We start from the raw sequence: 10,866 nt of genomic DNA on the forward strand, positions 1-10,866 counted from the left end.
GCGGACGACGGCTGCGTCCTCCTCCGACTCCGCCGATCCGACGGGAGCATCCGCGAGGAACATGCCCTTCCCCCAGGTTGCCGCAACTGGTACTTTTCCCTCCCTGAGGATGGACAGACCTTTTCGGTCGACCTGGGCACCTACCAGACCCAAGGAACCCAGCGGATCTTCCTCTCGCTGGGCTTATCCCAAGCTGTCGCACTCCCTCGCTTTACGCCCTCCGAACGCACCGATCGCACCCTTGTAACCCTTCCGCCGGAGGTCCCCTTCCGTGAACTGGCCCGCGAGTTTCGCCCCGTCACACATCCGGGGGAGCAGCTCCTCGAAACCTTGGCCCGAGTCCAACGAGGGGGCCAAGAGAGCCTCCGCTCCCTCTCACCCGATCTCCTCTCCCGCTGGACGTCCTCCTGGAATACGGGACAAGTAGCCGGCAGCCTGGGGAGCAGCCCTTCGAGCTTCAGCCTCTTTTCCTGGCCCGGCTCTTTCCCTTGGCCGGGTTCGGTGACTGCTTGGCCGAGTTCCTGGATGAGCCAGGCGGGGAGCTTCGCTTGGCCCGCATCCTGGACCTTCAGCCCCCTCGGAGCCTCCTGGGCCATTCCTCCCGAAGTCGGACGGGAGCGGGGCTTTTTCCTCCACGTGAACGCGGAGCTCATTCTTTACGGGGGAACCGATCCCCAAGCGCAGGTCAGCGTGCTCGGCCGGCCGATCACACTCCAGCCCGATGGGACCTTCCGCTACCACTTCCTCCTCCCCGACGGGAGCTACCGCATCCCGATCGAGGCAGTTTCCCCCGACAAGGTGGAAACCCGCGGGGCGACCCTCTCCTTCCTCCGACAAAGCCGATATCAAGGAAAGGTCGATTCCACCGCGCAGCCGCCCCTGCCTCCGGAGCCTCTGGGCCGCATTCCAGGTTGAAACTCCGAAAAGCGGAGAGCGGAAAAGGCTGAGGATCGAATCGCGTCATGGAACCCCGAGGGTACCTGGCGATCCTTCTGCACGGGCATCTTCCCTTCGTCCGTCACCCCGAGCATCAGGAGTTCTTCGAGGAAGATTGGCTCTTCGAGGCAATTAGCGAGTGCTACCTCCCCCTCCTCTCGGTTCTCGAAGGATTTCTCCGGGACGGGATCGATTTTCGTCTGACCCTCTCCCTCTCCCCTACCCTCTGCGCCATGCTAGGGGATCCTCTTCTCCAAAGACGCTACACAATCCACCTCGAGCGGCTGCTCGAGCTTGCTTGCCGCGAGTCGGACCGGACGATCTTCTCTCCCCCCCTTCACGATCTTGCCCGCTTCTACCGGATCAAACTGGAAGAGACCCATGAGGCCTACGTCGACCGCTATCGGGCTGATCTCCTGGGCGCCTTCCGGCGGATCGCCCAGACAGGGAAGCTCGAGCTCATCAGTTGCGGAGCGACCCACGGCTACCTTCCTCTCTTGGCCGAGACCCCCGAAGCGGTCCGCGCTCAGGTCCTCATCGCCCGAGACTCCCATCAAGCCCTCTTCGGAACCAACCCCAAAGGCTTCTGGCTTCCCGAATGCGCCTACTATCCGGGAGTCGAAGCCTACCTCCAGGAAGCCGAGATCCGCTGGTTTGTGGTCGACAGCCACGGCCTTCTCTTCGCCGATCCCCGTCCCCTGATGGGTTTTTTCGCTCCCGTCTATACCCCCTGGGGACCTGCGGCCTTCGCCCGCGACGTCGACTCGAGCCGCGAAGTCTGGAGCGCCTCGGAAGGCTATCCCGGCGATTTCGACTATCGGGAGTTCTACCGGGATATCGGCTTTGAGCTCGACTACGACTATCTGCGCCCCTACATCCTCCCGACCGGAGAGCGGAAGTTTCTCGGGATTAAATACTACCGGATTACGGGGAACTCCACGAACAAGGCGCCCTACTCCCCCGAGGCGGCGCGGGCCAAGGCTGCCCTCCATGCCGAAGACTTCTTGTCCAAACGTCGGAACCAGATCGCCTCCCTTCGGGAGCAGGGCTTCGGCCTTCCCCCGATCGTACTCGCCCCCTACGACGCCGAGCTCTTTGGTCACTGGTGGTACGAGGGACCCCAGTTCCTCGACTTCCTCTTTCGAGGGATGGCTGGCGATCCCGGTGCGCTCTCCCCGATCACCCCCAGCGAGTATCTTGAGCGCCACTCGACGCAACAGCTCGCCCGGCCCGCCTCCTCCTCCTGGGGATGGCGAGGCCATTCCGAGGTCTGGCTCGGCGAGGAGAACGACTGGATCTACCCCCACCTCCATAGCGGCGCCCACCGCATGGTGGCCCAAGCCAAGCGCTATTCCTCGCACCGAAGGCCGCCTCAACGACTTCTACGCCAGGCCGCCCGCGAGCTGCTCTTGGCCCAAGCGAGCGACTGGGCCTTTCTCATGAAGACCGGCACCGCCTCGGCCTACGCCAAGCGCCGCACCGAAACCCACCTCTTCCGGCTCAACCGCCTCTGCGGCCAACTCGAAAATCATGCCCCCGACTTCGCGTTCCTCGACGAATGCGAGCGGCGGGACAACCTCTTCCCGGATCTCAACTGGCGTTACTTCGCCTAAACACCTCTCCCGCCCTTGCCATACGGACCGTTTTCACTTACAAACTCCATAGCCAGCTTCACTGCCGCGTGGTGCAATTGGTAGCACACCAGACTCTGGATCTGGGTGTTCTAGGTTCGAGTCCTAGCGCGGCAGCCACTTCATTCAGACGATTTTTCCCTGGAAGTCTCGCGCTTTGCCGGGAAGGAACCGAAAGCGGTTTGGCGCACTCCCGCGGCAAATGCATTCCCCCTTGACGGTAATGAATAACTTCCTTACCTTTCTCAAGAAAGGGGGGTGCGATGGTGTCGCTTACGGTGACGTCGAAAGGGCAGGTCACGCTGAAACGGGACCTATTACGGCATCTCGGGGTCAAGCCGGGGGAGCGGGTCGAGTTGGAAAAGCTGCCGGGCGGCGCATTGAAGGTGCGCGCGGCGCGGCCAAGCGGCACGATTGAGAGTTTCATTGGCCGGCATGCGGGGAAGCTCAAAAAGCCGCTCACCATCGAGGAAATGAACAAAATTACCGCCGCTGGCTGGGCTGGCGAGCTGGACGGCGAGTGAAGATCACCGCCGATACCAATGTCCTCGCGCGGGCCGTCTTGTTGGACGATCCCGCGCAGGGGGCAGCCGCAGCCAAGTTGCTGCGCGAGGCAACCTTGATTGCCGTTTCCCTGCCGTGCCTGTGCGAACTGGTGTGGCTTATGCGACACGGCGCAAAGCTGTCCAAGGATGAGGTGGCGACCACGATCCGCGATCTGCTCGACACGGGCAACGTGGTCATGAATCGCCCTGCCGTAGAAGCCGGACTGACGTTGCTGGAAGCCGGAGGGGACTTCGCCGACGGCATCATCGCGCATGAGGGCAAGTGGCTGGGCGGCGAAACCTTCGTCTCCTTCGACAAGAAGGCGGTCACTCTGCTATCCCAGCAAGGCGAAGCCGCTCGCCTGCTTACTTAAAGGAAGCTCTGCCTTGGCTCAGTGTGACGCTGATCCTCCATGGAGACCAGGCGTGGCGTGGCTAAGCCCAAGGTGCTCCGGCGCCTTCAGGCGATCCGCTTGATCCGACCGGCGCCGAATAGACGCCCTTTGATGCGGCTCATCGCCAAGATACCCGCTGACATCGACGGACAGCGCCAAAATGGATGAGTCAATTCGCAGTGCGAACGGAGAGCAAAAATCCTCTGGCCTGATCGTCGTGGGAAGAGTAGCCTGTGCAACAGGCTATCCTACAGTCTCAGGATCCATCGTAGACCTACCAACACCGGAAAATCCGCTAAACCACCAAGGGAGAATTTCATATGGCTTATGACCAGTCACATCGCTACAGCAACCTGAAGCTGGACGAAGCCCAGCTCATTGCAGGGGGCAACCACGTTCTCTGCGCGTACCGGCTCCACCCGAAGCCTGGCCACGGCTTCCTGGCGACGGCGGCGCACGTGGCTGCGGAATCCTCCACCGGAACGAACGTGGAAGTGGGCACGACCGACGACTTTACCCGTGGCGTGGATGCCTTGGTCTACTCGATTGACGAGAAGGCCTTCGGTGAGGACGGCGGCTTGATCAAGCTGGCTTTTCCGCTGGAGCTCTTCGATCGCAACATCACCGACGGGCGAATGATGCTCTCGCAGTTCACCAGCCTTATCATTGGCAATAACCAGGGAATGGCTGATTTTACCAGCTTGCGCCTTTTGGATGTCTATCTGCCTCCCAAGGCTTTGCTTCTGTTTGACGGCCCGGCGCTCAACATCAGCCACCTTTGGCGCGTTCTGGGGCGATCTCCTGTGGATGGCGGTTTCGTGGTGGGCACCATCATCAAGCCCAAGCTGGGCCTTCGTCCCAAGCCTTTTGCCGACGCCGCTTATGACTTTTGGCTGGGCGGGGATTTCATTAAGAATGACGAGCCCCAGGGCAATCAGCCTTTCTGTCCGATGCGGGAAGTCGTTCCGCTCTTGGCCGACTCGATGCGTCGCGCCCAGGACAAGACGGGCGAGGCCAAGCTCTTCTCGTTCAACATCACGGCGGATGATCCCAGGGAAATTATCGCTCGCGGCGAATATATCCTCCAGGCTTTCGGCAATGATGCGAATCATGTGGCCTTTCTCGTGGACGGTTTTGTGGCCGGACCAGCCGGTGTCGCCACGGTGCGCCGCCATTTCCCGAATGTCTTCCTTCATTACCACCGGGCCGGCCACGGAGCCATCACATCGGGAGTCAATCCACGCGGTTATACCACCTTCGTGCACATTAAGTTGTCACGACTCTTGGGGGCATCCGGAATTCATGTGGGGACGATGAGCTACGGAAAGATGGAAGGCGGCAAGGATGACCGCGCCATTGCCTACATGATCGAGCGGGACAGCGCCCAGGGCCCTTATTACCATCAGGAGTGGCACGGCATGAGAGCGATGACGCCGATCATCTCCGGTGGAATGAATGCGGTTCGGACCCCGGGTTTCTTCGACAATTTGGGGCACGGGAATCTCATCATGACTGCGGGAGGCGGATGTTACGGGCACGTCGATGGACCAGCCGCCGGCGCCAGATCCTTACGCCAAGCCTATGAGTGCTGGAAGGCGAAGGCCGACCCGGTGGCGTGGGCCAAATCGCATCGGGAGTTTGCTCGTGCTTTTGAAAGCTTTCCCAACGACGCGGACGAGCTCTATCCAAATTGGCGCAAAGAGCTCAAGCTCGCCTGATGCCTGTGCCGAGGACCGGTCGCTCCGTCGATCCGTACGGAGTGGCCGGCATCGGATGCAAGAGTGGACGCCCCGTGGCTGCGACTTCGGCTTCAACCGGCTCTGCCCGAGGGTTGGCTAGTTTCGCCTTTGCGCGCCGGCCTTCTGCCGCCGAAGCGCTTCGGCCGAGAGCAGGATCACCTCGATCTCCTCGGTGATCTCCTCCTGACGCAGACGGTTAGCCGCGCCCGTCAACTCGGCGATCCGCTTATCCAAGCGGTCGAGCGCGTTCTGCATGTGTTCCATCCGCTTGCGGTTCTCGGCGGCCAGCGACGAGTAGATCGCCTCGTGAAGCCCCGCCAGGAGATAGGTTTCGACCAGATCCTCCGAGAAGTGCCGGGCCGAGATCTGCAGGAGAGGCGGAACTTCCGCAGCACCCTTCCGAAGCGTTTCGGCGGCAATCGGAAGGGGTAAGAGCCTCCTCTCTTCGATCGATTCCTGATCGGGCTCGTGAAAGATGACGATCAGTCCGGTCGAACCCGCCTCGACCAGCTCCCGAATCGTGGCCATGAGCCGTGGGAGGAAGTCGGCGACCTCCTCCCAGACACTGGGTCCTACCAGGGATCGGGAAACCTTCGGAAAGCCCGTCGCCCGTCCCTCCAGCCGCCCGCCCACCAGGATCAGCTCGTAGTCCCCCTTTGCCGCGACCGCCTTGAGCCGCTCCTCCCAAAAGCGGACGAGCGAGGAGTTGAAATCGGCGCAAAAGCCCCGTTCCGAACCCAAAAGCAGATAGATGGGACGCTCGCCGGAACGAACCGGCGGCAGCAGCTCGGGATGTGCACTGTAGAACCCTTTAGCTATTCCTTCGAGAGCCACGATCAGATCGCGCTGGACGCCCGAAAATTTGGCGAGCTTGCGCACCTCGACGAGGGCCATGTTTTTCATCGCCTTCATGATCTCGCCGATCTCCTGCAGGGAATGGCGGTAGTGGAGGATTTCGCGGCGACGGCTCATGCGGCGGCAGAGACGGGTTGGCGTTCGGATGGGCCCGGGGCAGAGGGCACCAGCGGGGTCAACACCTCCTTGGCGAGGGCCAGCCAGCGTTCCCGGGGCTCCTCGAGCGTGAGGCCGGATTGGCTGATCCGGACGAAAAGAGCCTCCTGGGCGGAACGCACCTTATCGCTCGGAATGGGGTCAAAAAGATTTTCGTTGAATCCCACCAGCCATCCGAGCTCCTGCTCGGGACTCACCGGAACCAGCTTTTCCTGCTTGAGGAGCTCGCGCAGAAGCCTGCCTCGATGGATTCGCTTTTCGAGCGACGCCTCGAGCTTGGTCCCAAAGCGGGTAAAGACCTCGAGCTCGAGGAATTGCAGGAAATCGAGCTTCATCCGGCCGGCTTCCTTCCGCAGAACAGGATGCTGCGCTGCCCCCCCGATGCGCGAGACCGAGCGCGTCACATCGATCGCCGGCAGCATGCCGGCCGCAAAGAGGCTCTGCTCGAAAAGGACCTGTCCGTCGGTGATCGAAATCAGGTTGGTGGGAATATAGGAAGCGAGTTCCCCCTGTTGGGTCTCCACGATCGGGATCGCGGTCAAGCTTCCTCCCCCTTGGGCGGCGGACAGACGGGTCGACCGCTCCAATAGCCGACTATGGAGGTAGAAGATATCTCCCGGATAGGCCTCCCGCCCCGGTGGGCGACGCAGCAGGAGAGACAATTCCCGGTAGGTCTGCGCATGCTGCGAAAGATCATCGTAGATCACCAGCGTCTGTCTCCCGGCGCGCATCCACTCCTCGGCCAGGGCGCAGCCGGCAAAGGGTGCCAAGTACTGAAGCCCGGGGAGCGCAGTCGCCTCGGCCACCACGACCGCCGTATAGTCGAGGGCGCCCTGCGCCCGAAGCGTCTCCACGACCTGGACGATACTCGACCGCTTCTGCCCGATCAGGACATAGACGCAGAGCACATCCCGCCCTTTCTGGCTCACGACCATGTCGAGGCAAAAGGTTGTCTTCCCCAGTCCATTGTCGCCGATCACCAGCTCCCTCTGCCCCTTTCCGATCGGGATCATCGCATCGACGACCTTGTTTCCCGTATAGAGCGGTTGATCGACATAATCGCGAGCCACGATCGGCGGCGCCGGGGATTCCAAGAGTCCCACTCGATCCGTTGACGGAGCGGGCTTCCCGTCGAGCGGGTTTCCCACGGGATCGACCACCCTTCCCAGCAAAGGATCCCCCACGGGAATGCTCAGCCTTTTTCCGGTCCGGTGGACCAAGGCGCCCGCGGTCAGAGCTCCGGTCTGCACCAGCAGCATGACTCCAACCGACTCGCGGCTCAGGCTGTAGACCAGTGCCTGGCTTCCGTCTTCCATCTCCAGCAGATCGTCGATGGCAGCCGAGGAGAGCCCGTCGACCCAGGCGATCCCGTCGCCGACGGCAGTGACCCGGCCGAATTCGGCGACCTCGGGGGAAAAACGATACTGTTCGACCCAGTTCGCCTTTTGCTCGAGTGGGGAAAGTTCTTTCTTTTCCGGCATGATTTAGCCCTCTCCTTTCGAAGCGAAAAACAAAAGCTCGTCCTTCAGGTTCGCCCGAGCCATCCAACCCCCCACCTCCGCACGGACCCCTGCTCCCAACTGCGCATCCACCTGGAATTTGCACGGAAGCTCTCGCCCGCACGCCTTTTGCAAGGCCTTCGCCAAGCGTTCTCGGCGGGCTTCCTCCAAGGGGAAAGCCGTCTGCACTTCGATCTGCCCGACTCCTTCCCGCGCCACCGAGTCGCGCATCTCCACTAGTTTTTCCGGAGGAAGCCGCTCCAACTCCTCGATTGCCCGCTCGACCAGCTTGGCCTCGAGATCGGGTGTCGCCAGATCCTGAAGGAAGCGGCTGGCGAACTGGCTGGCGATCCGCAGCGCACGGTTCTCCGCCTCTTGGGAAAGGGCGGCCAGCCGGTGTGCTTCCACCGCACGTGCCCGCTCCCGTTCGTCCTGGATGAGCCGATCATTTTCGGCCTGCAGCCGCCTCCGTTCCCCCTGCATCTCCTCGAGAAGCTTGGCCCGAGCCTTCTCCTTTTCCGCCTCCCAAAGGGTCATGCGGTTCTCATAGGCGCTCTGCAAATTCTCGCCCTCCTTCTTGACCCGCTGGGCATCCTCCCACGCCTTCGCGGTCGCCGCCTTCCGATCCGCGATCAGCCGCAAGACCGGCCGGAAGAGAAGCCGGTGCAAGATCCAGATCAGGACCAGGAAGTTGATGACCTGGAGGAGGAAGGTCGTCCAGTCGAAGCTCACGGCGATCGCCTCTCGTTCGATTCCACCAGGACCTACTTGTGGAGCAGATAATCGAGCATCGGGCTTCGAAAGAGAACGATGAGCACGACGACCAGCACGTAGATCGCCAGCGACTCGATCATCGCGAGGCCGATCAAGAGCCACCGCATGATCGACTTTTCGGCCTCCGGCTGACGGGCGAGTGCCTCGAGTGCTTTTGCGATCGCCATCCCCATGCCGATCCCAGGCCCCAAGACGCCGAGTCCCATCGCCAAGACGGCGAAGGCGGTCACGATCGTGGTAAAGATGCCCAAATCGTTCATCGTACAATTCCTCCCTTTTGTTGTTCCTTTTCCTCCAGCGCCTGCATGCCACCGGCGATGTAGACCAGAGCAAGCATCCCAAAAATGTAGGCCTGCAAGAGAGCCTCGATGAGATGGAGAAAGAGAAAAGCCACCGGAACCAGGAATCCGGCCAGTAGCAGAAGGATGCCGATCGCGACCTCCATTCCCGTCATGTTCCCGAAAAGCCGGACGGCGAGAGTCAATGTCCGAGTCAACTCGCTCATGAGGTGAAAAGGGAACATCCAGAACATCGGAGAAAAATACTCCCGCACATAGGCGGCCCATCCCGCGGCCCGCACGCCGTAGAACGGGACGGCAAAAAAGACGATCATTGCCAAAGCGCCCGTTACCGAAAGATCTCCGGTCGGCGAATGGAGGCCAGGAATCAGTCCGACCAGGTTGGCGAGAAGGATGTAGATCCAAAGGGTTCCCACCAGCGGAAGAATTCGCTCCGGGGCCTTGGGAATCGACTCACGCACGGTGGTGTCCATTCCTTGCACCGCGAGTTCCAACACCAGTTGCCAACCGGCCGGGTCCCGCATCCGAAGCCGGCTCTTCGTCCAGGCGGCCGCCGATGCGAGGGCTATCGTCAAGGCTGTAGCGCTCACCGCCGACTCGCTGATGGCAAAAGAGCCGAGGCGGAGTGTGGGCTGACCCAGAAGTCCCGCTGTGCCGAGAATCAGTTCCGCGCTACTCATAAGTTCTGGCGGAGATGGTTGTAGACGCTGATGGCGCCCAGGATGACCCCCAGAAGAATCCCCGTGATGGTCCAGTGGATGGCATAACCCGCCAGATGCTGGTCGAGCCATCGTCCCAGGAAGGCGCCGACGACGACCGGAAGGATGAAGAGAAGACCGATGGTTCCGAGGGAAAGCCACGAAGAAAGAACGTCGTGCTTCTCCCTCTCGGCCTTCTTCATCCGCTCCACGTCCCTGCTCACCTGGCTGGCGAGCCGCCTTCCGTCTTCCTCCGGCACGGCTCGTCCCTTTTCCGGCCCCGCTCCGTCTTCCTCCGGATCTCCCAAGGTTCGCATCCCCATTTTACAATCCCTCCCTGGGGCGGGTCCGACCCAGCTCCCAGAGCCGCCGGAGCATCTCGCGCTCAAGATTGTGCGCGAGCGCATGCATCTCGCGCAGATCCGCCTCCTCCCGCTTGATCTTGCCCTCGAGCGCTTCGGAGATGCGATCTCGGTCCCGGTCGAGAAAGAAATGCTGGGTGCAGACGGTCGCAGTGTTATCGCGAAAGGAGAGAAGGCCGCTGGCCAGGGCAAGATAGGTGACGCCGTCGTCGGCCGAGGTGCGGAAACGAGCCAGCCCGAGCCGGAGGGAGGTGAGAAATCGCTCATGTCCCGCCAGAATCCCGAAGCTTCCCGAAGAGTCGGCCCCGACGAAGGAGATGACGTCGTCTCGGCGAACGACATGCGTCGGATCGCGCAAGATGAGAGAAAACGCTCTCATGAATTCTTCTTCTGCTCCTTCATGCTCCCGCGCATGTAGCACTGCTCCTCGGTCAAACCATCCCAATCGCCGCGCAGGAACGCTTCGCAATCGTCGAGCACCTCTTCGAGCGGGACGCTCTGTCCGGCAATCCCTGTGTGAGTAGCGGTCGTAAAGAAAGGCTGAGTCAAGTACCGCTGGAGCTTGCGGGCCCTCAGGACGGTTTTCCGATCGTCCTCGGAAAGCTCCTCCATGCCCAAAAGATTGATGATGTCCTCCAGTTCCTTGTACCGGGCCAGCACCTTCCGGACCTCCCCCGCGATCCGGTAATGACGTTCACCCAGGAAGGCCCGATCCATCATGTGGCTGGTGGAGAGAAGAGGGTCGACCGCCGGATAGAATCCCTTGGCCGCTTGCCCCCGGGAAAGGATCACGACCGTATCCAAGTGGCTCAAAATCGCCATGACCGCCGGATCGGTCATGTCATCGGCCGGGACATAGACCGCCTGGACGGCCGTGATATTGCCGCGTTGGGTCGAAACGATCCGATCCTCGAGCTCCGCCACTTCGGTCAGAAGGGTCGGCTGATAGCCGACCATCGCCGGCATCCGGCCCAGCA

The 10,866-nt window shown here is 61.5% G+C and carries 12 protein-coding genes, 1 tRNA gene and 1 pseudogene; 6 read left to right on the forward strand and 8 right to left on the reverse strand.

The features are described 5' to 3' along the window. The 6 genes and pseudogenes from MAMT_RS11295 to MAMT_RS03800 all read left to right on the forward strand — a co-directional run. Nucleotides 1–915 (forward strand): annotated as a pseudogene (locus MAMT_RS11295) (DUF4912 domain-containing protein); the annotation flags it as partial. 47 nt (nucleotides 916–962) lie between these two features. Then, nucleotides 963–2,549: a glycoside hydrolase family 57 protein gene (locus MAMT_RS03780; protein WP_142659688.1), complete on the forward strand. Its 1,587-nt coding sequence runs from the start codon at nucleotides 963–965 to the stop codon at nucleotides 2,547–2,549. A 62-nt stretch (nucleotides 2,550–2,611) separates the two neighbouring features. Next, nucleotides 2,612–2,687, forward strand: a tRNA-Gln gene (locus MAMT_RS03785). A 143-nt stretch (nucleotides 2,688–2,830) separates the two neighbouring features. Further along, nucleotides 2,831–3,091 carry an AbrB/MazE/SpoVT family DNA-binding domain-containing protein gene (locus MAMT_RS03790; RefSeq protein ID WP_142659689.1) on the forward strand — a complete coding sequence of 87 codons (261 nt, stop codon included), beginning with the start codon at nucleotides 2,831–2,833 and terminating at the stop codon, nucleotides 3,089–3,091. Further along, nucleotides 3,088–3,486, forward strand: a complete 399-nt coding sequence (locus tag MAMT_RS03795) for a type II toxin-antitoxin system VapC family toxin (RefSeq protein ID WP_142659690.1) — start codon at nucleotides 3,088–3,090, stop codon at nucleotides 3,484–3,486. Before MAMT_RS03790 ends, MAMT_RS03795 begins: the two co-directional genes overlap by 4 nt. Nucleotides 3,487–3,827: 341 nt before the next feature. Beyond that, nucleotides 3,828–5,225, forward strand: coding sequence for a ribulose-bisphosphate carboxylase (locus MAMT_RS03800; protein WP_142659691.1), 1,398 nt, complete (start codon nucleotides 3,828–3,830; stop codon nucleotides 5,223–5,225). A gap of 117 nt (nucleotides 5,226–5,342) precedes the next feature. Here the strand turns inward: MAMT_RS03800 and MAMT_RS03805 are convergent, their stop codons facing one another. The 8 genes from MAMT_RS03805 to MAMT_RS03840 form a co-directional block, all read right to left on the reverse strand. Beyond that, a complete protein-coding gene (locus MAMT_RS03805; protein ID WP_142659692.1) occupies nucleotides 5,343–6,218 on the reverse strand; it encodes a F0F1 ATP synthase subunit gamma in 876 nt (291 codons plus the stop codon). After that, the gene (locus MAMT_RS03810) at nucleotides 6,215–7,738 is read right to left on the reverse strand and encodes a F0F1 ATP synthase subunit alpha (RefSeq protein ID WP_142659693.1); all 1,524 of its coding nucleotides are present in this window, start codon (nucleotides 7,736–7,738) and stop codon (nucleotides 6,215–6,217) included. Before MAMT_RS03810 ends, MAMT_RS03805 begins: the two co-directional genes overlap by 4 nt. Before the next feature lie 3 nt (nucleotides 7,739–7,741). Then, on the reverse strand, nucleotides 7,742–8,488 hold the full coding sequence (locus MAMT_RS03815) for a F0F1 ATP synthase subunit delta (RefSeq protein WP_142659694.1): 747 nt from the start codon (nucleotides 8,486–8,488) through the stop codon (nucleotides 7,742–7,744). Between the two features lie 32 nt (nucleotides 8,489–8,520). After that, nucleotides 8,521–8,790: an ATP synthase F0 subunit C gene (gene atpE / locus MAMT_RS03820; protein WP_142659695.1), complete on the reverse strand. Its 270-nt coding sequence runs from the start codon at nucleotides 8,788–8,790 to the stop codon at nucleotides 8,521–8,523. Continuing rightward, nucleotides 8,787–9,509 (reverse strand): F0F1 ATP synthase subunit A, encoded by a 723-nt coding sequence (locus tag MAMT_RS03825; RefSeq protein ID WP_142659696.1) that lies wholly within the window; start codon nucleotides 9,507–9,509, stop codon nucleotides 8,787–8,789. The genes atpE and MAMT_RS03825 overlap by 4 nt, the downstream gene beginning before the upstream one ends. After that, complete coding sequence (locus tag MAMT_RS03830; RefSeq protein WP_142659697.1) at nucleotides 9,506–9,844, reverse strand: AtpZ/AtpI family protein; 339 nt, start codon at nucleotides 9,842–9,844, stop codon at nucleotides 9,506–9,508. The genes MAMT_RS03825 and MAMT_RS03830 overlap by 4 nt, the downstream gene beginning before the upstream one ends. A 7-nt stretch (nucleotides 9,845–9,851) precedes the next feature. Beyond that, a complete protein-coding gene (locus tag MAMT_RS03835; protein ID WP_142659698.1) occupies nucleotides 9,852–10,268 on the reverse strand; it encodes a F0F1 ATP synthase subunit delta/epsilon in 417 nt (138 codons plus the stop codon). Further along, on the reverse strand, nucleotides 10,265–10,866 hold a 602-nt coding region (locus MAMT_RS03840; protein ID WP_446685541.1), incomplete at its 5' end, for an ATP synthase beta subunit C-terminal domain-containing protein. The genes MAMT_RS03840 and MAMT_RS03835, both read right to left, overlap by 4 nt.

Source organism: Methylacidimicrobium tartarophylax (assembly GCF_902143375.2).
Classification (GTDB): Bacteria; Verrucomicrobiota; Verrucomicrobiia; order Methylacidiphilales; family Methylacidiphilaceae; genus Methylacidimicrobium; species Methylacidimicrobium tartarophylax.

Excerpts from the sequence above, each read along its gene's own strand:
- MAMT_RS03800 (WP_142659691.1), top strand. The coding sequence starts at position 3,828 with ATGGCTTATGACCAGTCACATCGCTACAGCAACCTGAAGCTGGACGAA.
- MAMT_RS03805 (WP_142659692.1), bottom strand. The coding sequence starts at position 6,218 with ATGAGCCGTCGCCGCGAAATCCTCCACTACCGCCATTCCCTGCAGGAG.
- MAMT_RS03825 (WP_142659696.1), bottom strand. The coding sequence starts at position 9,509 with ATGAGTAGCGCGGAACTGATTCTCGGCACAGCGGGACTTCTGGGTCAG.
- MAMT_RS03830 (WP_142659697.1), bottom strand. The coding sequence starts at position 9,844 with ATGCGAACCTTGGGAGATCCGGAGGAAGACGGAGCGGGGCCGGAAAAG.
- MAMT_RS03780 (WP_142659688.1), top strand. The coding sequence starts at position 963 with ATGGAACCCCGAGGGTACCTGGCGATCCTTCTGCACGGGCATCTTCCC.
- MAMT_RS03810 (WP_142659693.1), bottom strand. The coding sequence starts at position 7,738 with ATGCCGGAAAAGAAAGAACTTTCCCCACTCGAGCAAAAGGCGAACTGG.
- MAMT_RS03835 (WP_142659698.1), bottom strand. The coding sequence starts at position 10,268 with ATGAGAGCGTTTTCTCTCATCTTGCGCGATCCGACGCATGTCGTTCGC.
- MAMT_RS03790 (WP_142659689.1), top strand. The coding sequence starts at position 2,831 with ATGGTGTCGCTTACGGTGACGTCGAAAGGGCAGGTCACGCTGAAACGG.
- atpE (WP_142659695.1), bottom strand. The coding sequence starts at position 8,790 with ATGAACGATTTGGGCATCTTTACCACGATCGTGACCGCCTTCGCCGTC.